The organism is Myxococcus sp. MxC21-1 (assembly GCF_032612255.1).
Taxonomy (GTDB): domain Bacteria; phylum Myxococcota; class Myxococcia; order Myxococcales; family Myxococcaceae; genus Myxococcus; species Myxococcus virescens.
In genome coordinates, this window is sequence record NZ_CP123278.1 from 4,032,291 (window position 1) to 4,054,293 (window position 22,003).

The 22,003-nt window shown below is 67.8% G+C and carries 20 protein-coding genes, 3 tRNA genes and 1 pseudogene; 19 read left to right on the plus strand and 5 right to left on the minus strand.

All coding sequences use genetic code 11. The features are described from left to right. The first annotated feature begins 33 nt into the window (after window positions 1-33). From sdhB to rsmI, 13 genes are all read left to right on the plus strand, one after another. Window positions 34-843 (plus strand): succinate dehydrogenase iron-sulfur subunit, encoded by an 810-nt coding sequence (gene sdhB / locus QEG98_RS18685; RefSeq protein WP_090491458.1) that lies wholly within the window; start codon window positions 34-36, stop codon window positions 841-843. Between the two features lie 286 nt (window positions 844-1,129). Beyond that, window positions 1,130-2,290 carry an ADP-forming succinate--CoA ligase subunit beta gene (sucC, locus tag QEG98_RS18690; RefSeq protein ID WP_140862712.1) on the plus strand — a complete coding sequence of 387 codons (1,161 nt, stop codon included), beginning with the start codon at window positions 1,130-1,132 and terminating at the stop codon, window positions 2,288-2,290. A 29-nt stretch (window positions 2,291-2,319) separates the two neighbouring features. Beyond that, a complete protein-coding gene (sucD, locus tag QEG98_RS18695) occupies window positions 2,320-3,219 on the plus strand; it encodes a succinate--CoA ligase subunit alpha (RefSeq protein WP_141593867.1) in 900 nt (299 codons plus the stop codon). A 33-nt stretch (window positions 3,220-3,252) separates the two neighbouring features. Beyond that, window positions 3,253-3,690, plus strand: a complete 438-nt coding sequence (ndk, locus tag QEG98_RS18700; protein WP_011553572.1) for a nucleoside-diphosphate kinase — start codon at window positions 3,253-3,255, stop codon at window positions 3,688-3,690. Between the two features lie 197 nt (window positions 3,691-3,887). Continuing rightward, on the plus strand, window positions 3,888-5,024 hold the full coding sequence (gene rlmN, locus QEG98_RS18705) for a 23S rRNA (adenine(2503)-C(2))-methyltransferase RlmN (protein WP_316567586.1): 1,137 nt from the start codon (window positions 3,888-3,890) through the stop codon (window positions 5,022-5,024). 90 nt (window positions 5,025-5,114) lie between these two features. Beyond that, window positions 5,115-5,375: a 30S ribosomal protein S16 gene (gene rpsP / locus QEG98_RS18710; protein WP_011553574.1), complete on the plus strand. Its 261-nt coding sequence runs from the start codon at window positions 5,115-5,117 to the stop codon at window positions 5,373-5,375. Window positions 5,376-5,386: 11 nt separating this feature from the next. Then, on the plus strand, window positions 5,387-5,671 hold the full coding sequence (locus QEG98_RS18715; protein WP_011553575.1) for a KH domain-containing protein: 285 nt from the start codon (window positions 5,387-5,389) through the stop codon (window positions 5,669-5,671). Next, window positions 5,668-6,234 (plus strand): ribosome maturation factor RimM, encoded by a 567-nt coding sequence (gene rimM, locus QEG98_RS18720; protein WP_090491462.1) that lies wholly within the window; start codon window positions 5,668-5,670, stop codon window positions 6,232-6,234. Before QEG98_RS18715 ends, rimM begins: the two co-directional genes overlap by 4 nt. Further along, window positions 6,231-6,974, plus strand: a complete 744-nt coding sequence (gene trmD, locus QEG98_RS18725; RefSeq protein ID WP_011553577.1) for a tRNA (guanosine(37)-N1)-methyltransferase TrmD — start codon at window positions 6,231-6,233, stop codon at window positions 6,972-6,974. The genes rimM and trmD overlap by 4 nt, the downstream gene beginning before the upstream one ends. 116 nt (window positions 6,975-7,090) lie before the next feature. Then, window positions 7,091-7,474 (plus strand): 50S ribosomal protein L19, encoded by a 384-nt coding sequence (gene rplS / locus QEG98_RS18730; RefSeq protein ID WP_316567587.1) that lies wholly within the window; start codon window positions 7,091-7,093, stop codon window positions 7,472-7,474. Between the two features lie 81 nt (window positions 7,475-7,555). Then, on the plus strand, window positions 7,556-9,457 hold the full coding sequence (locus QEG98_RS18735; protein ID WP_316567588.1) for a chromosome segregation protein SMC: 1,902 nt from the start codon (window positions 7,556-7,558) through the stop codon (window positions 9,455-9,457). A 50-nt stretch (window positions 9,458-9,507) separates the two neighbouring features. Continuing rightward, entirely contained in the window at window positions 9,508-9,888 is a 381-nt protein-coding gene (locus QEG98_RS18740) for a YraN family protein (RefSeq protein WP_201425854.1), read from the plus strand. A 12-nt stretch (window positions 9,889-9,900) separates the two neighbouring features. After that, window positions 9,901-10,731, plus strand: coding sequence for a 16S rRNA (cytidine(1402)-2'-O)-methyltransferase (rsmI, locus tag QEG98_RS18745; protein ID WP_316567589.1), 831 nt, complete (start codon window positions 9,901-9,903; stop codon window positions 10,729-10,731). A 41-nt stretch (window positions 10,732-10,772) separates the two neighbouring features. Here rsmI and QEG98_RS18750 read toward each other — a convergent pair whose 3' ends face one another. The 5 genes from QEG98_RS18750 to encB all read right to left on the minus strand — a co-directional run bounded on the left by QEG98_RS18750 (window position 10,773) and on the right by encB (window position 16,122). Next, window positions 10,773-12,068: a hypothetical protein gene (locus QEG98_RS18750; RefSeq protein WP_316567590.1), complete on the minus strand. Its 1,296-nt coding sequence runs from the start codon at window positions 12,066-12,068 to the stop codon at window positions 10,773-10,775. A gap of 96 nt (window positions 12,069-12,164) precedes the next feature. Next, on the minus strand, window positions 12,165-13,331 hold the full coding sequence (locus QEG98_RS18755; protein WP_316567591.1) for a peptidoglycan DD-metalloendopeptidase family protein: 1,167 nt from the start codon (window positions 13,329-13,331) through the stop codon (window positions 12,165-12,167). Continuing rightward, entirely contained in the window at window positions 13,279-14,703 is a 1,425-nt protein-coding gene (locus QEG98_RS18760) for a sigma-54-dependent transcriptional regulator (RefSeq protein WP_090491468.1), read from the minus strand. Before QEG98_RS18760 ends, QEG98_RS18755 begins: the two co-directional genes overlap by 53 nt. 30 nt (window positions 14,704-14,733) lie before the next feature. Beyond that, entirely contained in the window at window positions 14,734-15,597 is an 864-nt protein-coding gene (encA, locus tag QEG98_RS18765) for an encapsulin nanocompartment shell protein EncA (protein ID WP_090491469.1), read from the minus strand. A gap of 48 nt (window positions 15,598-15,645) precedes the next feature. After that, window positions 15,646-16,122 (minus strand): encapsulin nanocompartment cargo protein EncB, encoded by a 477-nt coding sequence (encB, locus tag QEG98_RS18770; RefSeq protein WP_316567592.1) that lies wholly within the window; start codon window positions 16,120-16,122, stop codon window positions 15,646-15,648. Window positions 16,123-16,227: 105 nt separating this feature from the next. Here encB and murJ point away from each other — a divergent pair. The 6 genes and pseudogenes from murJ (at window position 16,228) to QEG98_RS18800 (ending at window position 21,722) form a co-directional block, all read left to right on the plus strand. Then, window positions 16,228-17,920 (plus strand): annotated as a pseudogene (gene murJ / locus QEG98_RS18775) (murein biosynthesis integral membrane protein MurJ). 272 nt (window positions 17,921-18,192) lie between these two features. Continuing rightward, window positions 18,193-20,133 carry a S1 RNA-binding domain-containing protein gene (locus tag QEG98_RS18780; RefSeq protein WP_316567593.1) on the plus strand — a complete coding sequence of 647 codons (1,941 nt, stop codon included), beginning with the start codon at window positions 18,193-18,195 and terminating at the stop codon, window positions 20,131-20,133. Between the two features lie 101 nt (window positions 20,134-20,234). Further along, a tRNA-Met gene (locus tag QEG98_RS18785) sits at window positions 20,235-20,308 on the plus strand. 67 nt (window positions 20,309-20,375) lie between these two features. Then, a tRNA-Met gene (locus QEG98_RS18790) sits at window positions 20,376-20,449 on the plus strand. 35 nt (window positions 20,450-20,484) lie between these two features. Then, window positions 20,485-20,558, plus strand: a tRNA-Met gene (locus tag QEG98_RS18795). 219 nt (window positions 20,559-20,777) lie between these two features. Beyond that, complete coding sequence (locus tag QEG98_RS18800) at window positions 20,778-21,722, plus strand: aromatic alcohol reductase (protein ID WP_316567594.1); 945 nt, start codon at window positions 20,778-20,780, stop codon at window positions 21,720-21,722. Window positions 21,723-22,003: the final 281 nt, after the last annotated feature.

The following is a 22,003-nucleotide window of genomic DNA, read 5'->3' on the forward strand; positions in this document are numbered from 1 at the left end:
CTCAACCGATTTGGAAGTGAAGGGTCGAGCCACATGGACACTGCACAAGCATCCGCTGTCACCACCAAGACCATCACCTTCCGCATCTGGCGGCAGGATGATCCCGCGAAGCCAGGTCACTTCGATGAGTTCAAGGTTCCCTATGTGAAGGGCGCCAACGTCATCTCGTGCCTGATGGAGATCCAGCGCAACCCCGTCACCGTGGAGGGCAAGCGCGTGGCCCCGGTGATCTGGGACGCCGCATGTCTGGAGGAGGTCTGTGGCAGCTGCGCCATGAACATCAACGGCCGCGTGCGCATGGCCTGCTCGGCGCTGATCGACAAGCTGGAGCAGCCGATCACGCTGGAGCCCATGAGCAAGTTCCCCGTGGTGCGTGACCTCACGGTGAACCGCGACCGCATGTTCGACGCGCTCAAGCGCATCAAGGGCTGGGTACCCATCGACGGCACGCACAACCTGGGGCCGGGTCCGCGCCAGGCGCCCGTGGACCAGTCGGTGATGTACGTGCTGTCCACGTGCATCACCTGCGGCAGCTGCCTGGAGGCGTGCCCCCAGGTGACGCAGGAGAACGACTTCGTCGGCGCGGCGGCCATCAGCCAGGCCCGCCTGTTCAACATGAACCCCACGGGCAAGATGAACTCCGAGGAGCGCGTGCGTTCGCTCATGGGGCCCGGCGGCATCCAGGACTGCGGCAAGGCGCAGAACTGCGTGAAGGTCTGCCCGAAGGAGATTCCGCTCGTCACCTCCATCGCGGTGATGAACCGCGAGGTGACCAAGCTCACGATCAAGGACATCTTCTTCCAGGACGAGGCCCCCAAGGGCCACGGCAGCGGTCCGGGGTAGGGCGCTCGCCAGCGACTTCCCGGCGTCCTCTGGCTTTAAGCGGCCCCGGGCCGGCGTCCATTCGAGACGCCGGGCGGGGCCGTCGCTGTTGGGGTGTCCGTGGAAAACCCTGCGGTGAAGGCAGGCTCATCTTCGCGGACATCCCTGATTATCTGCCGTGCACCCTGTCGGACGATGCAGGTGTACCGGGGTCAAACGGTCTTGCACTCCGTCCTTTTCTGCGCAATGAGGGCCCGGCGCTGACGCCTCTGTTCAGGCTGTCTCCCTCGTCTCCACCGGAGCCTCGATGAAGATCCACGAGTACCAGGGCAAGGAAATCTTCCGGAAGTACGGCGTGCCCACGCCGAAGGGCATCCTCGCCGTTTCCGCCAACGACGCGGAGGCCGCCGCGAAGGAGCTCGGCACTTCTGTGGTCGTCGTGAAGGCCCAGATCCACGCGGGTGGCCGCGGCAAGGGCGGCGGCGTGAAGCTGGCCAAGAGCCCCGCGGAAGCCAAGGAGCTGGCCAAGCAGATGCTTGGCATGAAGCTCAAGACCATCCAGACCGGGCCGGAAGGCCAGACGGTCCACAAGGTCTACATCGAAGAAGGTCTCGCCATTGGCCAGGAGCTGTACCTGGGCGTGACGCTGGACCGCGCCACCAGCCGCATCACCTTCATGGCCTCCCGCGAGGGCGGCGTGGAGATTGAAGAGGTGGCGGAGAAGCACCCGGAGAAGATCCTCCGCGAGTCGGTGGACCCGGCCGTGGGCTTCCAGGACTTCCAGGGCCGCAAGCTGGCCTTCGGGCTGGGCCTGACGGGCCCCACGGTGAACAAGTTCACCCAGTTCTGCTCGGCGCTGTACCGGATGTTCATCGACACGGACGCCTCGCTCGTGGAGATCAACCCGTTGGTCATCCTGAAGGATGGCGGCGTGGTGGCGCTCGACGCGAAGGTGACCTTCGACGAGAACGCGCTCTACCGGCACAAGGACCTGCTGGAGTACCGCGACCTGGCCGAGGAGGAGCCCCGTGAGATCCAGGCCAAGGAGTGGGACCTGGCCTACATCGCGCTGGATGGCAACATCGGCTGCATGGTGAACGGCGCCGGCCTGGCGATGGCCACCATGGACACCATCAAGCTGGTGGGCGGCAGCCCGGCCAACTTCCTGGACGTGGGCGGCGGCGCCAACAAGGAGAAGGTCACCGCGGCCTTCAAGCTCATCCTGGCGGACCCGGCCGTGAAGGCGGTGCTGGTCAACATCTTTGGCGGCATCATGAAGTGCGACGTCATCGCCGAGGGCATCATCGCCGCGGCGAAGGAGGTCCAGCTTAAGGTTCCGCTCGTGGTGCGGCTGGAAGGCACCAACGTCGAGAAGGGCAAGGAGCTGCTGAGCAACTCCGGCCTCGCCATCACCCCGGCGGACAACCTGCGTCAGGCGGCGGAGAAGGCCGTCGCTGCGGTGAAGTAATCCCGCGCACTCTTTCCTGAAAGAACGCCATGGCCATCCTCGTCAACGAAAACACGAAGGTCCTCTGCCAGGGCATCACCGGCTCGGCGGGTTCGTTCCACGCGAAGCAGATGCTCGAGTACGGCACGAAGCTCGTTGCCGGTGTGACTCCGGGCAAGGGCGGCACCACGTTCGAAGGCAAGGTCCCCGTGTTCAACACGGTGGCCGAGGCGGTGAAGGCGACGGGCGCGAACACGTCCGTGGTCTTCGTGCCGCCCCCCTTCGCCGCTGACTCCATCATGGAGGCCGCGGACGCGGGCGTGGCCCTCATCATCGTCATCACCGAGGGCATCCCGGTCAACGACATGGTGCGCGCCAAGCGCTACCTGCAGGGCAAGCCGGGCATCCGGCTGGTCGGTCCCAACTGTCCGGGCGTCATCACGCCGGGCGCGCTGTGCAAGATCGGCATCATGCCGGGCCACATCCACAAGCCGGGCCGCATCGGCGTGGTGTCTCGCTCCGGCACGCTGACCTACGAGGCCGTGCACCAGCTCACCCAGCTGGGCCTGGGCCAGTCCACCGCCGTGGGCATCGGCGGTGACCCGGTCAACGGCACGGACTTCGTGGACGTGCTGAAGCTCTTCAACGCGGACCCGGACACCGACGCCGTCATCATGATTGGCGAAATCGGCGGTGACGCCGAGGAGCGCGGCGCCGAGTACGTGGCGCGCGAGTTCACCAAGCCCATCGCCGGGTTCATCGCGGGCCAGTCCGCGCCCCCGGGCAAGCGCATGGGCCACGCTGGCGCCATCATCTCCGGCGGCAAGGGCACGGCGACCGAGAAGATCAAGGCCATGGAGGCCGCGGGCATCCTGATGGCCGCCAGCCCCGCCGAGCTGGGCACCACCCTTCAGGAGGCCCTCAAGCGGGGCGCTCCGAAGAAGCGCTAAACCCCAACGGAAACACGACAAGGAGCCAGTCACATGGCTATCGAGCGTACGCTGTCCATCATCAAGCCGGACGGCCTGGAGAAGGGCGTCATCGGGAAGATCATCAGCCGCTTCGAGGAGAAGGGGCTGAAGCCGGTCGCCATCCGCCTGCAGCACCTGTCCCAGGCGCAGGCCGAGGGCTTCTACGCGGTCCACAAGGCCCGGCCCTTCTTCAAGGACCTGGTGCAGTTCATGATCTCCGGCCCGGTGGTCCTGATGGTGCTGGAAGGTGAGAACGCGGTCCTGGCCAACCGGGACATCATGGGCGCCACCAACCCCGCGCAGGCGGCCGAGGGCACCATCCGCAAGGACTTCGCCACCAGCATCGACAAGAACACGGTGCACGGCTCCGACAGCCTGGAGAACGCGAAGATCGAGATCGCGTACTTCTTCCGGGAGACGGAGATCCACTCCTACCCGTACCAGAAGTAGCCGGCCGGCCCCCTGCGGGGCCGCCGTTCCAGGCCCGGTGTTCGCGCTCTCAAAGGCGCGGGCCCGGGCCGCTGTTCTTCCAGGAGACACTACCGGGTAGTGTCCCCGAGGCGGGCAGGGGAGCATGGGCTCCTTTGACTTGCCGTGCCCAGGTGTGGGAAGGGACGCCCCTGGGCCCACCGTTAAGCGCAATGACGATGTCAGAGACCTCCGCCACCTCCCTGCCAGTCACCGAGCCTTTGCCGGCTCCCGCGCCCGCCAAGCTGGTGGACGTGGCCAGCCTGTCGTTGGAGGCGCTGTCGCGCTTCGTCACCGAGGAACTGGGTGAGCGCGCCTTCCGTGCCCCGCAGATCTACCGCTGGCTGCACCAGCGCGGCGCCACCTCGTTCGACGAGATGACGGACCTCTCCAAGGTCCTGCGCGAGAAGCTCAGGGCGCGCGCGGAGATCGTCCCCCTGGTGAAGGACTGCGAGCTGCGCAGCATCGACGGCACCATCAAGTACCGGTGGAAGACGCGGGACGGGCGCTTCATTGAATCCGTCTACATGCCCACCGAGGACCGCAGGACGTTGTGCGTGTCCACGCAGGTGGGCTGCGCCATGGCTTGCGGCTTCTGCATGACGGGCACCATGGGGCTCAAGCGCAACCTGACGCCCAGCGAGATTGTGGCCCAGGTCCACGCGGTGAACCGCGAGGTCCGCAAGAACGAGGGGCACGAGACGCTCCGCCCGCTCTCCAACCTGGTGTTCATGGGGATGGGGGAGCCGCTCCACAACTTCGAGAACCTCAAGACGGCGCTCTCCATCCTCCAGTCCGAGGACGGGCCGAACTTCAGCCACCGGCACATCACCGTCTCCACCGTGGGGCTGGTGCCGATGATTGAGCGTTTCGGCAAGGAGACGGACGTCAAGCTGGCCATCTCCCTCAACGCCAGCACGGACGAGCAGCGCAGCAAGACGATGCCCGTCAACCGCAAGTGGAACATCGCGGCCTTGCTGGACGCCTGCCGGAAGTTCCCGCTGCGTCAGGGCCGCCGCATCACCTTCGAGTACGTCCTCATCAAGGGCTTCAACGACGCGGATGAGGACGCGCACCGGCTCATCGAGCTGCTCAAGGGCATCCCGGTGAAGGTGAACCTGATCCCCTACAACGAGAATCCCGGCCTGGGGTTCCACACCACCGGCGAGGAGCGGGCGGAGGAGTTCCGCGCCATCCTCGCGGACGGCCACGTCGCCGCCTACATCCGCAGGAACCGGGGCCGGGACATCGCCGGCGCCTGCGGGCAGCTCGCCAATCGCGGCGAGACACAAGCCGGGGCCGATAGTACGACATAAGTTCCCGAACTTCCTTGACAATCCAACGGGAGCGGCGTTAAGAGCGCCACCCCTTTCCTAAGACGTTTCCTGTTTGTTGGAGAGCATTCAATGGCCGTTGTCCTCCGTCTTGCCCGCGCGGGCGTCAAGAAGAAGCCGTACTACCACGTGGTCGCCACCGATTCCCGCAACCCCCGGGACGGCAAGTTCATCGAGGCCGTGGGCGCGTACGATCCGAACCAGGAGCCGCCGAAGGTGGAGTTCAACGAGGAGCGCCTCAACTACTGGCTGAAGACGGGCGCGACGCCGTCTGAGACCGTTGCGGACCTGATCAAGGTCGCCGGTAAGGCCAAGCCCGCTCCCGCGGTCTGAGCCACGCCCGAGTGGACGTGGAGCAGCTTCTCAACTATCTGGCGCGGGCCCTGGTCGATCATCCTGACCAGGTCAGCCTGCGCATTTCCGAGGCGGAAGGGGCCCGGCTCTTCGAGCTGAAGGTCTCCGCCGAGGACGTCGGCAAGGTCATTGGCCGTGACGGGCGCACCGTGAATGCCCTCCGGACGCTGCTCAATGCCGCCGCACAGAAGTCCGGGCAGAAGGTCCGCCTGGAGATTCTCGACGACCGGCGCAATGCAGCAGGCGCTCCGGTCGCGCCGGACTCCGCCCAGTGACGGCCACCAGTCCCTATCTGGAGTTGGGATACGTCGCGCGTGCTCACGGGCTGCGTGGCGAGGTCGCCATTCGCGCATTGGATCCGGCGTCGGAGACGCTCGACACCGTCGATCGCATCTGGGTGCGGACGCGTGCCGGTGTGGAGCGGGAAATGCGGCTGGAGGCGCTCCGGCCCACGCCCAAGGAGGACATCGTGGTCCTCGAAGGCGTGGAGTCGCGGAACGACGCGGAGGCGCTCGTGGGCGCCAAGGTGTTCGTCTTCCGCGAGGATCTGGAGCCGCCCGCGGAGGGCGAGTTCTTCCAGGGTGACCTGGTGGGGCTCGAGGCCGTGGACGCCAACGGGAACGCGTTGGGCCGGGTGGAGGAGATCTGGACCACCGGCGAGGTGCCCAACCTGGTCATTCGCGCTTCCGGGCGCGAGGAGCTGGTGGTGCCCTTCGCCGACGAGTTCGTCCCCACCGTGGACCTCGAGGCGCGGCGCATCGTCATCCATCCGCCTGAGTACGTGGATGCGGGACGCAAGGGCGCCGAGTCAGGTGGAGGCCCGGAGGACGCGGAATGAGCCCACCGTATCCGGTGGAGATCCTCACGTTGTTCCCCGGCATGGTGACCGGTTACCTGGGGGCCAGCATCCTCGGGAAGGCTCAGGAGAAGGGCCTGCTGGCCACCACCATCACCGATATCCGCGAGTACGCCGAGGGCAAGCACCGCGTCACCGACGACGCGCCCTACGGCGGTGGCGCCGGCATGGTCATGAAGCCGGAGCCGCTGGTCGCCGCGATTGAGGCGGCCAAAGCGCGGCATCCGGGCGCACGGGTGCTGCTCATGAGCCCCCGAGGGCCCACCTTCACCCAGGCCACTGCGCGTGAGCTGGTCCGTCACGAGGCGGGCCTCATCCTGGTCTGCGGCCGCTACGAGGGCGTGGACGAGCGGGTGATGGCGCACCTCGACGGGGAGCTGTCCCTGGGGGACTTCGTTCTCACGGGCGGCGAGCTGGCGGCCATGACGGTGGTGGACGCGGTGGCGCGGCTGGTGCCCGGGGTGCTGGGCAACGTGGACTCGTCCGTCACGGAGAGCTTCGAGGAAGGCCTGCTGGAGCATCCCCAGTACACCCGCCCGCCTGTCTTCCGGGGCGTCGAGGTGCCGGCAGCCCTGCAGTCCGGCGACCATGCCCGGATTGCCCGCTGGCGGCGCTGGAAGTCGTTGGTGCTCACCCACGAGCGCCGCCCGGACCTGTATGCCCGCGTGGTGCTGTCGAAGGCTGACCAGAAACTTCTGGCCCGCCGGGAGGAAGAGCTGTAACCCTGAGCGTTGCTAGCGGGTTGGATCATCAGGGCTTGTCCGACACCGCTCTCTCTGTTAGTACGGCCCGCTCTTCACGCGACCATCGCGTCAGTTCAAGTTTTCCGGAGTTTGTCATGCGCAACGCCGCCATTCAGCACATCGAGGCCAAGTTCCTGCGCCAGGATGTCACCGTGTTCAATACCGGTGATTCCGTGCGCGTCCACTGGAAGGTCAAGGAGGGCGAGAAGGAGCGCGTGCAGGCGTTCGAGGGCATCGTCATCCGGAAGACCAAGGGCGCCCACCGCGCCACCTTCACGGTGCGCAAGCTCTCCTTCGGCGTCGGCGTGGAGCGCGTGTTCCCGCTGCACAGCCCCCGCTACGAGAAGATCGAGGTCCTGTCGCGCGGTGACGTGAACCGCAAGCGCCTGTTCTACCTCCGCGACCTCAAGGGCAAGGCGGCGCGCGTCGACGTCATCGAAGAGCCGAAGCCGTCCAAGAAGGCCGCCTCGGCCTCCTGAGCGCTTCCAGCGCCTGTGCAGTGAAAAGGAGCGTCCGATCCCGGACGCTCCTTTTTTCATTCGCGCTAACATGCGCGAGCCATGCAATTCGCCGAAGTCGCCGTCCAGAACGTCCGCGGTTTCTCCCCCGCGGGGCGCTTTGCCCTGAAGGCGGGATACCTCGTCCTCAAACCGCCCTCGGCGGAGTCGAGCCCCCTGGCGGGCCTCTCCCTCGCGCTGCTCTTCGCGGATGGGCGCGGCACTGACGCCAGCTTCATCGCCGCCGGTGCGAAGTCGGGCAAGGCGGCCCTGACGTTCGTCGGAGTGGATGGGGTGACGTACCGCGTGCTGCGCGACCTCGGCGGCTCCGGGACGTTGCACCGGATGAATCCCACGACGCAGCAGCCGGAGCTCGTCTCGTCGGATGCGTCGGAGATCAGCCAGTTCCTTCGCGGACAGGCGGGACTTCCACCGAAGACCACGTTCGAGCAGGTGTACTGCCTTCAGTCCGCGCAGCTTCCCTCACGACGCCCGAGGAAGTCCGCTGCCGCCGCGGCGAAGGTGGACCCCAAGACGTCCGGCAGGTACCCATCATTGGCGTCTGCCTCCACGGTGCTGCCCGCGGAGGACATCCCCGCCGCCGAGGCGAAGCTGCGCGCGCTGGAGCAGGAACTGGCTGCGTCCACGGAGGTGGACAGCCTTCAGTTCAAGGCAGATGGCGTTGCCTCGCAGATCTTCGACGCCGAGCAGAGGCTGAAGGGGACCGAGGGGCTCAAGGTGGCCATCTCGGAGGCCGAGGCCGCCTGGCGCGCGGCGCCGACGCCCGAGTCCCTGGGGCTGCCTCAGGACATCGTGAACCGCCTGAAGCGCCACCCCAAGGTGATTGCCCGTCGTGATGAGGCCCTGGCACGCCTCAATGCGGACCGGGAGAACGAAGCGGAGGCACGTCCCACCTCGGTGCCGCCCCTGACGCAGAACATGGGGTTCTGGGCCGGCCTGGGCGTTGGCGTGTTGTTCCTGGCGCTCGCCGTGGGCCTGGGCTTTGGAGTGGACAGGACCTTCCGCTACCTGGCGCTGCTGGACATCCCGGCCTTCGGTGTCGCCGCCTTCCTGGCGCTTCGCTACGTGGATGACCTGCAGAAGGCCACGCGGCATGGCAGCAAGGAGAACCGCTTCGACATCCGGGAGAAGAAGATCCTCGAGGAGTACGAAGCGGAAGCCGCGCCGCTGCGCATGGCTCAGAAGGCGCTCGACGTGGAAGAGCTGGACGGCATCGCCCCGGCCCTGGAGCGCAAGGAGCTGCTGGCCGCGCGAGTCGCCGAGCTGCAGGACCAACTGCACACCATGGAGTCGGATCCGGACTACCTCGCGGCGGCCGCTCAGGTTCAGGCGCTGAAGGCGGAGGCGGAAGCGCTCAACGAGGAGCTGACGCAGAAGGGTACGTACGTCCGCGACGTACGCGAGGTGGAGCGTGAGATGGGCCGGCTGAAGGAGTCCATTGCCCTGGCCAAGGCGCCTCCGCCGCCGGCCGCGCCGGGCCCGGATGGATCCGTGCCTGTGGAGACGCTGGAGGACCCGTCGCCCATGCTGCTGTCCCAGGCGGCGGACGTGTTCACTACGGACATCTTGTCCGTGCAGGCGATGCTGAAGGAGCGCTGCGTCCAGTACCTCACCGCGCTCACGGACCGGCGGTACCAGGGCATCGAGTGGGACCGCGAGGGCAAGGCCTTCGCCCTGGCCTCGGGCCGGCGGGTGCCGGTGGGCGAGCTCCCCGCGAAGGACTTGGACTTGTACTACCTGGCCCTGCGGATGACGGTGGTGGAGAAGGCGAGCGCCCGCGTGAAGCGTCCCTTTCTGCTGGAGGACGTCTTCACGGGAATGGAGGAGGTGAAGCTGCCCCTCATCGCTCGGATGCTGAAGCACCTGGGTACGCTGACGCAGGTGCTGCATGTCACCTCTCACCCGGGCTTCGCGCAGATGTCGGACGGCCCCGTTAACGTCTGAGGCGACGTGGCGGGTTGCCTCCAGGGGGAGGTCCGCAGGGGGAGGGGTGGATGCGACGGGCGGCGCCGGCTGAGCGGCGGGAGTACGGGAATGCGGGGGAGGAGGCGGCGGTGCGCTTCCTGGAGGCGCAGGGGTGGCGGGTGCGGGATCGCAACTGGACCTGCCGCTTCGGGGAACTGGACGTGGTCGCCGAACGTGACGACCTGGTGTGCTTCGTGGAAGTGCGGATGCGCTCCACGGCCACCTGGGGCGACCCCTCCCACAGTGTGTCTTTCGCCAAGCAGCGCCGGGTGGTGAAGGCGGCGCTTCGGTACCTGTTCGCGCATGACTTGCGTGGACGGATGTTCCGTTTCGATGTGATTTCGGTGGTGGGACGCGGGGAGCGCGCCACCGTGGAGCACATCCCTGGCGCCTTCGACGCGGGGATGTGAGAGGACGACGCCATGGCTGGAACGCTCTATCTGGTGGCGACGCCCATCGGGAACCTGGGGGACGTCACGTCGCGCGCGTTGGAGACCCTGCGCGCGGTGCGCTTCATCGCGTGTGAGGACACGCGGCACTCGCGGGTGCTGCTCGACCACTTCGGCATTGGCGGGAAGGACCTGGTGAGCCTGCCTGCCTTCGCGGAAGGGCAGCGAGCCGGACGCATCCTGGACCGGATTGGGGAAGGAGAGGACTGCGCGCTCGTGACCGACGCGGGCAGCCCCGCCATCAGTGATCCGGGCGAGAAGCTGGTGGCCGAGGCGCTGGAGCGCGGCTTGGCGGTGGTGCCGGTACCAGGCCCCACGGCCCTGGTCGCGGCGCTGAGCGCCTCTGGATTACCCACGGGGCGCTTCCACTTCCTGGGCTTCCTCCCGCGAAAGGGCGCCGAGCGCCGGGCGATGCTGGAGGAGGTGGCGCAGCTGTCCGCCACCCTGGTGCTCTATGAGTCCCCACGCCGCCTGTCGGAGACGTTGCCGGACCTGCTCGACGCCTGGGGCGACCGGCGCGCGTGCGTGGCGCGGGAGTTGACGAAGCTGCACGAGGAGTTCGCCCGGGGCACCTTGTCCGAACTGGCCGCGCGCTACGCGGCGGAAGAGCCCCGCGGCGAGGTGGTGGTGTTGGTGGAGGGCCGCACCGGCGAGACACGCTGGTCCGAGGAGGAACTGCGCCGGGCCCTGGAGGAGGGGCTGTCGCGCGGCGAGAAGCTCAAGGCGCTGAGCACCGAGCTGGCCCGCCGCGCGGGCTGGGCCGGTCAGGACGTCTACCGGCTGGGGCTCTCGCTGAAGCGCTGAGTCCCCAGGTGGGCGCCGTCATCGGCGCCCACCGGGTCGCGCTAGAAGCTGAACGTAGCGCTCAGGTCGAAGCGGAACGTGGTGCTCTCCACCGCGAGGAAGCGGCGGGACACCAGGTCATAGCGCCAGTCGAAGTTGGGGTTGAGGTCGGGCGAGCCGGGCCGCAAGTCCACGCCGCCATCGTTGTTCACGTCGCGCCCCGGCTCCTCAGCGGTGAGGGCGTGGTTGGTGTTGTAGAGGAACATGCCGGACGCGCGAATCTGGAAGGCCTGCGACGCGTTCGCCGTGACGCCCAGCATGCCACCCACCTGGAAGTAGTCCTCGGAGGTGAGCAGCTTGCGCAGGGCGGCGCTCAGCTCGTTGTAGTAGCGGCCGCTGCCCACGTAGTTGCCAATGCCTCGGACGTCCAGGGCGAAGCGCTGCGACTTCGCCGGCCGGTTGAAGGGCACTAGCTCCACGCCGAAGAGCATGCCCGCGGTGTGAGGGGCGTTGATGCCCGTTTCCTTGCGGTTCCACGGGCCCGTGAAGCAGTTGTCCGGGGCGCCCAGGTTGTCCGGGTTGGAATCCTTCTGGACGCAATTGGAGTAGGCGCCCGGGCCGCGCACGGGGATGGTGTAGTGCGCCTTGAAGTACGGCTCGGCCGCGCCGATGCGGCGCGAGAAGGCCGTGTAGAGCTGGTACTTGTGGACGCGGTCGCCAATGTTGCCGCGGCTGTCCGAGTTGGTGGTGTCCGCGGCCGCGTCGCGCAGCTTCGCGGTGGGGGCCTCGTACTCCAGGCCGACAATCCAGGTGGGCTTCGTCTCGTCCTTCTCCTGGTTGAAGAAGGCGTAGGCCAGGCCGAAGCGCATGTTGCCCAGGCCGCCGCGGAAGCTCTCCTGCGGTACGTCGAACAGGGCGCTGCCCGGTGCCGAGCCCTCCAGACAGCCCGGGATGACGGAGCCGTTGGCGTTCAGGCAGTTGTTGGTGATGGTGGACGTCTCGGGAGACGAGTTGGACGTGAAGTCCCAACGCTCGTTCTGCGAGAAGACGACGGGCAGGGCGAAGGAGAACTCCAGGTCCCTGTAGAGGCCGACGGACAGCTCCAGGTTGAGCCGGGCGTCCACGCCCTTGTACCAGAGCTCCGACGCATCCCGTCGGCCCGCCGGTTGCCCGGCGGGGGCCAACTGCTCGCGGATGATCTTCGCGCGGTTCTGTGTGCGCTCGAAGCCGACGTCGATGAAGAGGTCGAACGGGTCGTCCTCCTCGAGCGACGACGCAATCCGGGTGATGTCCGCCGCGGTGGCGGCGAACGGCGCGCCCAGCGTCAGCGCGGCAAGTACGACGCGAAGCCTGTGCATCCGACCTCCGACGGCAAATCTCCCTGGCCTACCGGCAAGCCCGGGGGGCTTCCAGCTAGCCGTGCCGTCGAAGGAGTGTCAAGAAACGGGTGGCTTTTACTTGCCGGCCACCACGGACGCGCTCAGCAACCCGTCCATCCGGCGCACCTCCGCCTCGAAACCCGACCGGTGCTGCGCGGCCAGTGAGCGGCGGTAGGTCTTGTGCTGGTCGTAGGGGTCCAGCACCCGGTCATCCTGCGTCATGAGCTGGTAGTGGAGGTGGGGGGCGAAGCTGCGGCCCGTGTTGCCGCTCTTGGCGATGACCTGCCCCACGGAGAACCGGGTGCCCGGCTTGACGCTCTTGTCCACCTCGTCCAGGTGGAGGAAGAGCGCGCGGCGCCCCTTGCCGCCCGACTCCACCAGCTCGATGCAGTTGCCGTTGCTGCTGAAGTTCCAGTTCTTCCGCTTCACCACCCCGTTGAAGGGGGCCTTGATGGGCGTGCCGACCGGGGTGCGGAAGTCCACGCCCTTGTGCTTGCGGCCGTCGCGAAGCAGGGACGTCACCTGCTCGTAGTCGTCGATGGGGGAGCGCTCCAGCCTCAGCTCCAGCTCGTCGCCACCGGACAGGTAGTACCGGGCATTGGGCTCGCCGTTGGCCTGGTAGCGGTACGCGCTCAGCGTCTTGCCCAGCTTGGCGCTGGTGAAGCGCACCGCGTGCACCAGGGGCTCCTCGTTGGTGCGGCGCTGGTAGAGCACCTCCAGCGTGTCACCGCGGAGAATCTCCCCGGGCACGGAGACCCACCACACCAGGGTGCGCGTCACCACCTGCGCCAGCGCCGGACCCACGTCCGAGCCAGCGGCGTTGACGAGCGCGGTCTCCAGGGGGCCGTTGATGCTCACCGATACGCGCTCCAGGCCCGCGGCCTTCACCGGGTCCGTGGCCACGGGCGCCGGCGTGGGCGCCGCGGCGACGGCGCCCGCGTCGGGGACTGCGTTGGGCATCTGAGCCGCGGCCTCTTCCGTCGCCTGAACCATCCGCTGCTTCCACCACCACACGCCGCCGGCGGCACCGCCGAGGATGAGTGACACGGCGACCACCGTGCCGAAGGGACTGCGCTTCGGAGGGGCACCGAGTGTGGGAAGGTTCGGCCGCATACAAGCTCCCTGAGTTGGAATGGGTGGGCGGGCCCGGAACCGACGCGCGCGAAGCGGAATTCCGCTTCCTCGCGGTCTATTCGTCCGGACCGTCTTCCTGCCCGTCTGGTGTGGTGTCGCGCAAGCCAAACTCTTTCATCTTCGTCTGGAGTGACTTGCGGCTGATTTGAAGCAACCGGGCGGCCCGGGTGACGTTGCCACCCGTCTCCTCGAGCTTCTTCACGATGAGGTCCCGCTCGAGCTCGGCGGCCTTCATCCGGACGATGTCCTTCAGGCCAACTTCCCCCGTGGGGACGTCGATGGAGGCCACCGCGCTGGCCAGGTTGGTGCTCGCCTGGACGCTCGTACCCTGGCGGACCGGCTCCGGCAGGTCGCGGGCGGTGATGAGGGGCCCGTCCGCGAACAGGAGCACGCGCTCGATGAGGTTCTCCAGCTCGCGGATGTTGCCCGGCCACGCGTAGCCCTGGAGCAGGGCCATGGCGTCGTCGGCGATGCCTTCAATCTTCTTGTTGAGGCGCCGGTTGTACTTCTCCACGAAGTGCCGGGCGAGCATGGGGATGTCGCTGCGGCGCTCGCGCAGGGCGGGCAGGGAGATGGGGACCACCGCCAGGCGGTAGTAGAGGTCCTTGCGGAAGCGGCCGGCTTCAATCTCCGCCTGGAGGTCGCGGTTGGTGGCGGCCACGAGCCGCACGTCCACGCGCGTCGTCTTGATGCCGCCCACGCGCTCGAACTCGCCCTCCTGGATCGCGCGCAGCAGCTTCACCTGCATCTCCACCGGAATCTCGCCGATCTCATCCAGGAAGAGGGTGCCCTCGTCGGCCAGCTCGAAGCGGCCGGGCTTGGATGTGACGGCGCCCGTGAAGGCCCCGCGCTCGTAGCCGAAGAGCTCGCTCTCCAGCAGCGTGTGGGGAATGGCGGCGCAGTTGATCTTGATGAACGGCTTGTCGCGGCGGCTGGAGGCGCCGTGCAGCGCGGTGGCGATGAGCTCCTTGCCGGTGCCGCTCTCCCCGGTGATGAGCACCGTGGACGGCGTGTCCGCCACCTTGTCGATGATCTTGTAGACCTCTTGAATCGTCGACGAGTCGCCGATGATGGCCGCGCGCGCCTTCACGTCCGGGCGCACGGAGCGGCGGGCGCTCTCGTTCGTCTTCGCGGCCTTGGCGACGACGGAAGACAGCTCCGCCTGATCGAAGGGCTTGGTGATGTAGTCGAACGCGCCCGCCTTGATGGCGTCCACGGCGGAGTCCACCGTGCCATGCGCGGTGATGATGATGACGGGGACGTCCGGGTTGGCGGTGCGGATGGTGCCGAGCACCTCCATGCCGCCCACCTTGGGCATCACCAGGTCCGTAACCACGATGTCCGCGCCGTTCTTGTGGAACTCGGCGAGCCCTTGCTCGCCGTTCTCCGCCACGGTGACGTCAAAGCCGTCCCGGCGCAGCATCGCGGCGAGCACCTTGCGGAGGTTCGCCTCGTCGTCGATGACCAGGACCTTGGCCATGGTGGAAGTCGTGACCGCGGGCGACCGGAACTAGCGACGTTCCGTGGCGCCGGCGCCCTCCAGGGTGCAGATGGCGTCCGGGTGCTTGATGCGCAGCAGCAGCGCCTCCAGAACGCGGAACGGGTGGTTCATCCGCGACGCGCCCAGGTACGCCGCCACCATGTCCATGGACACCGCGAGGTCCATGTTCTCCCGGCCGGTGGACACCACCACGCCGGAGTCCCCGCGCAGGCGGTTGGACTGGTAGACGCCGTCCGACGCGAGTTGGCGGATGGTCTCAATCTCCAGGACGCCCGTCTTCTCGTAGATGCGGTGCAGCTGCGAGTACAGCCGCGGCGACAGGACGACGGCGTAGGGGCCGAAGTGGCCCTGCTCGTTGAGCTTGCGCGTGGCCTCGACGATGGCCTGGAAACCGCCACCCGGCGACGTCCAGTCACCCAGCGGCACCGTGAGCCGGCCGTTGGCCGTCATCAGGCCTTCGTAGCCCAGGCGCACGTCACCGTAGAAGATGAGTTCGTCTTCCTGCTGCGCGCACAGCGCGGCGGCACCGGCGGCGGCCGACACGTCCAGCGGCATGTTGTGCGTGCGCGCGGCCTCGATGTCGCGCCAGTGCAGCAGGAAGTCCTTGTAGATGATGGGGATGGTCTTGAACTTGCGAGCATCGGTGAAGACCATCGCGGTCTCCTGCTCACCGACGATGTCCACGGCGCCGGGTGAAACGCCCTGGAACTCGTCGTAGGGAACCGTCTGCACCCCGGCGCCCAGTGGCCCGTAGATGTCCAGGATGCGCCGACCCACCAGCGAACGCCGGGCGACCTGGATGACAGTCTCGTTCAGACGCGCCCACTCCTCTTCGCGGAGCGGGTTCTCGGCATGTCCAAGGAAGTCAGGCATGAAATGTGGCTCCAGAGGCATCGACTAGAAGAGAAGGGGAAGAAAGCTTCAGCGACCGCTGCCGGAACCACCGCCACCCCGGCGCAGTGAACCCACGGTGAGCGGGTGCGACTCCACGGCGGGCGGCGGCGCAGGCAGGCCGTACAGCAGCCGCTGGGGCGGCAGGGACGTTGGCGGCTCGGAGGGGAGCCGGCCGTTGCGGCCGTTGACGGAGAAAGCCGGGCCGTCCGGTGCGGGCACATGGACGGTGGCGGTGGCGGGGGCCTCGGCGGCCTGGAAATGACCGGGGACGAAGGGCTTGGCGAAGTGGTCGTTCTGACCACTGTCCAACATGCGAAGCATGTGGACGGCCTCGGAGACGTGCTCCTTCTCCTCGGCGGCCAGGTGCTGGAAGAACGCGCGGACCTCGGGGTTCGAGGAGGCACGAGCGTAGGCTTCGTACTCGTTGATCGTCTCCAGCTCACGTGCCAGCACGAGGCGGATGCGCGCCACGTCGTCCAAGTCACTGTCGGGAGGGCCGGCCATTGGAACGGACCCTTGCAATCCAGGGGGTTCGGCGTCAAGCGAAACAGGGGGACGGGGTTTCGGGCTTCATGACACCGAACGGCCCGCGTAGAGTCCGCCGCTCTCGTGACCACGTCTTCGCCCGAGTCTCCAGCCCCGCCGATTGCGCCGGTTGCGCCTCCTCGTCCCGAGCGCTCAGGAGGGGGGGCCGCGCTGGTGGCGGCCGGCATCCTTGCTTCCCGGCTGATGGGCCTGGTGCGCGAGCGCGTCTTCGCCCACTACCTGGGTAATACGGAGGTCGCGGCCGTCTTCAAGGCGGCGCTGCGCATTCCCAACTTCCTGCAGAACCTGTTTGGCGAGGGCGTCCTCTCCGGCTCCTTCATCCCCGTCTACGCGCAGCTCTTGGGCCGCAAGGACACGAAGACGGCGGACCGGGTCGCGGGCGCCGTCTTCGGCATCCTGTCCCTGGTCACTGCGGTGGTGGTGGCGCTGGGCATGGTGTTCACCCCGCTGCTGGTGGATGCCATCGCACCCGGCTTCCAGGGACAGGAGCGAGAGCTGGCCATCCACCTGGTGCGCATCCTCTTCCCCGGCACAGGCATGCTGGTGCTGAGCGCCTGGTGCCTGGGCATCCTCAACAGCCACCGGAGCTTCCTCCTTTCGTACCTGGCGCCCGTCGTCTGGAACCTGGTCATCATCGCCGCGTTGGTGGCCGCGGGAGGCCGCTACGGGGAAGAGGCGTTGGTTTCGGTGCTGGCCTACGCCGTGGTGCTGGGCAGCTTCCTCCAGTTCGCGGTGCAGGTGCCCTCCGTCCTCAAGTTGATGGGCCGCTTCCGCCCGTCGCTGTCGCTGGCGGCGGAGCCCGTGCGGCAGGTGCTGAAGAACTTCGGGCCGGTCGTGTTGGGGCGCGGCGTGGTCCAGTTCAGCGCCTGGGTGGACACGGCCTTCGCGTCACTCATCTCCAATCGCGCGCTGTCCTCGTTGCTCTACGCGCAGACCATCTACCTCATCCCGGTGAGCCTCTTTGGGATGGCGGTGTCCGCGGCGGAGCTGCCGGAGATGTCGCGCGCCACGGGGGAGGGCGCGGACGTGGCCGCCAGGTTGCGCCAACGCATCGACGGAGGCGCACGCCGCATCTGCTTCTGGGTCGTCCCGTCGGCGGCGGCCTTCCTCTTCCTGGGGGACATGGTGGCGGCGGCGTTGCTGCAGACAGGGCGCTTCGATGCGGCGGACTCGCGCTACCTCTGGTACCTGCTCATGGGGGCGGCGCTGGGGTTGGTGGCGTCCACGGTGGGGCGCCTCTATGCCTCCGCCTTCTATGCGCTGAAGGATCCGAAGACGCCGCTGCGCTTCGCGGTGGTGCGCGTGCTGGTGGGCACCCTGGGCGCATGGGTGCTGGGCCTGCGGCTGCCAGGGTGGCTCGGTGTGCCGCAGCACCTGGGCGCGTTGGGCCTCACCCTCGCCAGCGGCCTGGTGGCCTGGCTGGAGGCGGGACTGCTGCGCCGCAAGCTGGTGAAGCAGCTCGGGCCGGTCGGCGTCCCGTCTGGACTGCTGCCTCGCTTGTGGGGCGCCGCGGTGGTGGCTGGCTTGGTGGCGGTGGGCATCAAGGTGGGGCTCACCTCGCTGCTCGGGCCGATGCCCGGTGTGACGGCGGAGTGGGGGCTTCCTGATGCCGCCGCGCCTGCACCCCGTTCTGGGCTTCGCAGCGGTGGCGCTCCCGTTCGGTGCTGTTTATTTCGGGATGTCAGCGGCCCTGGGCATCCCGGAGGCGGGAGCGGTGTTGCGCAAAGTGGGGCGGAAGCTGCGTCTGGTGCGCTAACCACCTGGGATTGCTTGGCTCCCTGCCTGCCGAACGGCCGCTATTTGGCGTTGCAAGCATTGGGTCCGGGATGCTCTGACGGGGTGCCTCCGTTAAGGACGGAGCGTTGGCGTCAACGGCATGTGCGTCATCTGGCTTCCTCCGGACATGGCGCGCGTGTAGAGTGCGCCGCCTTTTTCACCGGGGCCCGGCTTCTCGGGAAGCCAGGGTCGAATTCGCTTCAGGAAGGTCTCGCAGTGAGCGACGAGAAGAACGGTTCCAATTCTGGCGGGATGGGTCCCAAGAAGCCGAAGGCCACCTTCGGTGACGTGATGCTCGGCATCCCTTCCGGGGGAGCTCGCAGCGAGGGCGGTCGGGGCGAACAGCGTGGCGGTGGCCGAGGCGGCGAGCGCAGCGGCGGTGGCCGTGGTGAGCGCGACGCCCAGCCGCGTCCGGCGGGTGGTGCGCCGCGCGACGAGCGGGGGCCCCGTGGCGGGAGCGAGCGCCGTGGCGGAGGCGAACGCCGTCCGTCGGGCCCCATGGTCGTCGTGAAGCGGGCGTCGGGTGCCATCGAGACGCGCGGCCCGGTGGGGGATGCTCCCGCCGAGGCGACCGCGACGGCCGAGGAGACGACCGCCGCCGCCGAATCCTCCGCCGCGACGCCGGCCCCCACGCCGCGTCCGGTCACGCCGACGCCGGCGCCGACCAGCGCGCTGTATGAGGAGGTTCCCGAGTCCCAGTCCTTCGCCGAGATGTTCGAGGCGCAGGCCAAGGAAGGTGGAACGCCCAGCCGCAAGGGCCTGCGAGTGGGCGAGAAGGTCCGTGGCACCATCTTCCAGCTCGGCGCGGACACCGCGTTCGTGTCCGTGGAAGGCGCGGCCAAGAGCGAGGCGATGATCGAGCTTCGCGAGCTGAAGGACGACGAGGGCATCCTGCGTTTCGGCGTGGGTGACACCATCGACGCGCACGTGGTGGAGGTGGGGGCCAAGGGCATCCTGCTCAGCCGCGCGCTGGCCAAGGGCAGCGCGAACCTGGCCCTGCTGGCCGAGGCCCGCGCTTCCGGCATGCCCGTCGAAGGCCTGGTGCTGAGCGTGAACAAGGGCGGTGTGGAGGTCGCCATCGGCGACATCCGCGCGTTCTGCCCCATCAGCCAGCTGGACCTGCGCTACGTGGAGAAGCCGGACCAGTTCATCGGCGAGAAGCTCCAGTTCCGCGTGAGCGAGGTCCGCGAGCGCAACGTGGTGCTGTCGCGCCGCTCGCTGCTGGAGGACGAGCAGCGGCAGCTGGCCGCGGAGACGCGCAAGAACCTGGCCCAGGGCAAGATCGTCAAGGGCAAGGTCACCGGCGTGCGCGACTTCGGCGTGTTCGTGGACCTGGGCGGCGTGGAGGGCATGATTCCCGTCTCCGAGCTTTCGTACACCCGCGTCGGTCACCCGAGCGACGTGGTGAAGGTCGGCGATGACGTCGAGGTCGAGATCCTCCGCATGGAGGCCGGCCAGCCCAACTCGCCGGACAAGTCCAAGCAGAAGGAGCGCATCACGTTGTCCATGCGCTCGCGCCAGGAGGATCCGTTCCAGAAGGCGCTGTCCGAAATCAAGGAAGGCGACCGCCTCCAGGGCAAGGTCGTCCGCCTGCAGCAGTTCGGCGCCTTCGTGGAGCTGCGTCCGGGCGTGGACGGTCTGGTCCACATCTCCGCGCTCAGCGACCGCCGCATCGCGCACCCGCGCGACGTGGTGAAGGAAGGGGAGACCATCTGGGTGTCGGTGGAGAAGATCGACACGCAGGAGAAGCGCATCGGCCTGCGCCGCATCTCCGAGGAAGAGGCGCAGCGTCCTCCCGAGGAGCGCACGGCGCCCGCCGCGGAAGCCGCCGCTCCGGCGCAGCCCGCCGCGCCCCGTCCCAAGGTGGGCCAGGTCGTCGTGGGCAAGGTGGATCGCATCGAACCGTACGGCGTGTTCCTCGCGTTCCCGGGCGGCAAGGGCTTGCTGCCCGCGAGCGAGACGGGCACCGAGCGTGGCACCGACCTGCGCAAGCACTACTCGCTGGGCCAGGAGGTGAAGGTGGCCATCCTGGACATCGACGCGTCCGGGAAGATCCGCCTGTCCGTCACCGCCGCCATCCGCGCGGAGGAGCGTGCCGAGGTGGAGGCCTGGCAGAAGACGCAGCAGCCGCAGGGCGCGGGCAAGAAGGGCTTCGGCACCTTCGCGGATCTGCTCAGCAAGGCGCGCAAGTAATTCCCTGTCTCCAGCGCTGATTTCGTTGATGTGGTCAGCGCTGGAGAAAGGTGTTGACGGTCCAGGCGAGGGACGGTACTTACCGCCTCGCCTCTCTCTGCCGCGGGGTGGAGCAGCCTGGTAGCTCGTCGGGCTCATAACCCGAAGGTCGCAGGTTCAAATCCTGCCCCCGCAACTCGTTGTTTTTCGAAACTTGATTGGAATCGCAGTCGGGTTTCGAGTAGTTGAGCCTCAAGACATGTCGCGGGGTGGAGCAGCCTGGTAGCTCGTCGGGCTCATAACCCGAAGGTCGCAGGTTCAAATCCTGCCCCCGCAACTCGTTGCACTTCGAGACGTTGAACCCAAACATGACGCGGGGTGGAGCAGCCTGGTAGCTCGTCGGGCTCATAACCCGAAGGTCGCAGGTTCAAATCCTGCCCCCGCAACTCAAGTCGGCCCGGTCATTCTCATGGAATGGCCGGGCCGATTTCTTTTGCACGTCTCGACACTGCGACCCTCCTCCGGCACGGCTGCCCTGCGTCCAGCCGAGCGCGTTGTGTTCGCTGGTGAAGGCGTACCCGGCACCACGGTCCATCTTCCTCGTAGGGGATTGCCCCCACCGGTGATGCGCGGCTCACGCCGCCGACAACGACGAGGAGGAGTCCATGGACGCCGACATCACGCATGTCCTGCTGGTCGGAGGCACGGGGCGTTTTGGCGGCAGGTTGGCGTCGGCGCTGCTGGCGCGCCCCGGCATTCACCTGCACGTGTTGGTGCGTCCGGGCACGCGCAACGACGCGCTGGTGCGCCTGGCGGAACATGGGGTGACGTTGGTGAGTGGGACGCTGGATGACATGCGCTCGCTCGATACGGCCTTGGAGGGCGTGGACGCGGTGGTCTCCGCCGTGAGCGGGCCATCCGAGGTTCAAGTGGAAGGGCAGCTCCGGTTGCTGGACTCCGCGCGGCGGCATGGCGTCATCCGCTTCATCCCTTCGGACTACTCACTGGACTACACCGACGCGGATGCGGGTGACGCCTTCATGGATGCGCACCGCCGTGTCGCGGACGCCGTGGTGAAGAGTGGCGTGCCATACAGCTTCGTCCTGTGCGGCGCGTTCATGGAGACGGCGTTGTCGCCGCAGGCGCAGGTGTTCGACTTCGAGCGCGGCGTTGTCTCGTACTGGGGCACGGGAGACGAGCCCTTCGACGTCACCGCGATGACGGATGCGGCGCGATGGGTGGCGGAGGTGGTGGTGGATCCTCACGCCGCGGGCCGGCGGCTGGAGTTCGTGGGGGACGTGGCGACGGTGAATGACGTGGCCGCCCTGTACGAAGCGCTGACCGGTCAGCGCCTTCGCCGCCTGTGCAGGGGAAGTGTGGAGGACCTTCGCCGGCAACTCGTGCGCGCTCGGCCCGAAGGCGTGTCCGTCCAGGTGTCTTCCGCGCAGCTGAGTCTGCTCTCGCAGCTTGCGGGGAAGGGGAGACTGCGCGATCCGGCAAATGCCGAGTACCCGCGGCTCCGGCCCATGACGCTGCGCGACTTCCTTGAAGCACGGTGGAGGGTGTCGGCCTCCGCGCGGGCGACGTTGCCACTCGCTTCACAGCCGTAGCCCGCGAGCGCATCGCGGACACTCGATGGCGTCAGCGCGTCTCGGTGGTGGTGCGCTGCAGGCTCGGGTCGCACGCCAGCAGGGCGCACTGCGTCGCGGGCGCGCACTGATCATCACAGCAGCGCAGATGTCCCCAGGGGCAGCCACGGGATGTGGCCGTGCTGTTTTTCTCCTCGGAGGCGGATTGCGTCGCGCTTCCTGAGTCCTTCGCGCCTCCGTTGCCGCGCGACATGGACTCAGGTGTCGCGTTACCCGGGTCCATGGTGGCTTCGGCGCGCGGG

What these genes read in the sequence shown, in the direction of transcription:
- sdhB (WP_090491458.1), top strand. Translation starts at nt 34, where the DNA reads ATGGACACTGCACAAGCATCCGCTGTCACCACCAAGACCATCACCTTC.
- sucC (WP_140862712.1), top strand. Translation starts at nt 1,130, where the DNA reads ATGAAGATCCACGAGTACCAGGGCAAGGAAATCTTCCGGAAGTACGGC.
- sucD (WP_141593867.1), top strand. Translation starts at nt 2,320, where the DNA reads ATGGCCATCCTCGTCAACGAAAACACGAAGGTCCTCTGCCAGGGCATC.
- ndk (WP_011553572.1), top strand. Translation starts at nt 3,253, where the DNA reads ATGGCTATCGAGCGTACGCTGTCCATCATCAAGCCGGACGGCCTGGAG.
- rlmN (WP_316567586.1), top strand. Translation starts at nt 3,888, where the DNA reads ATGTCAGAGACCTCCGCCACCTCCCTGCCAGTCACCGAGCCTTTGCCG.
- rpsP (WP_011553574.1), top strand. Translation starts at nt 5,115, where the DNA reads ATGGCCGTTGTCCTCCGTCTTGCCCGCGCGGGCGTCAAGAAGAAGCCG.
- trmD (WP_011553577.1), top strand. Translation starts at nt 6,231, where the DNA reads ATGAGCCCACCGTATCCGGTGGAGATCCTCACGTTGTTCCCCGGCATG.
- rplS (WP_316567587.1), top strand. Translation starts at nt 7,091, where the DNA reads ATGCGCAACGCCGCCATTCAGCACATCGAGGCCAAGTTCCTGCGCCAG.
- QEG98_RS18735 (WP_316567588.1), top strand. Translation starts at nt 7,556, where the DNA reads ATGCAATTCGCCGAAGTCGCCGTCCAGAACGTCCGCGGTTTCTCCCCC.
- QEG98_RS18740 (WP_201425854.1), top strand. Translation starts at nt 9,508, where the DNA reads ATGCGACGGGCGGCGCCGGCTGAGCGGCGGGAGTACGGGAATGCGGGG.
- rsmI (WP_316567589.1), top strand. Translation starts at nt 9,901, where the DNA reads ATGGCTGGAACGCTCTATCTGGTGGCGACGCCCATCGGGAACCTGGGG.
- QEG98_RS18750 (WP_316567590.1), bottom strand. Translation starts at nt 12,068, where the DNA reads ATGCACAGGCTTCGCGTCGTACTTGCCGCGCTGACGCTGGGCGCGCCG.
- QEG98_RS18760 (WP_090491468.1), bottom strand. Translation starts at nt 14,703, where the DNA reads ATGGCCAAGGTCCTGGTCATCGACGACGAGGCGAACCTCCGCAAGGTG.
- encA (WP_090491469.1), bottom strand. Translation starts at nt 15,597, where the DNA reads ATGCCTGACTTCCTTGGACATGCCGAGAACCCGCTCCGCGAAGAGGAG.
- encB (WP_316567592.1), bottom strand. Translation starts at nt 16,122, where the DNA reads ATGGCCGGCCCTCCCGACAGTGACTTGGACGACGTGGCGCGCATCCGC.
- QEG98_RS18780 (WP_316567593.1), top strand. Translation starts at nt 18,193, where the DNA reads ATGGGTCCCAAGAAGCCGAAGGCCACCTTCGGTGACGTGATGCTCGGC.
- QEG98_RS18800 (WP_316567594.1), top strand. Translation starts at nt 20,778, where the DNA reads ATGGACGCCGACATCACGCATGTCCTGCTGGTCGGAGGCACGGGGCGT.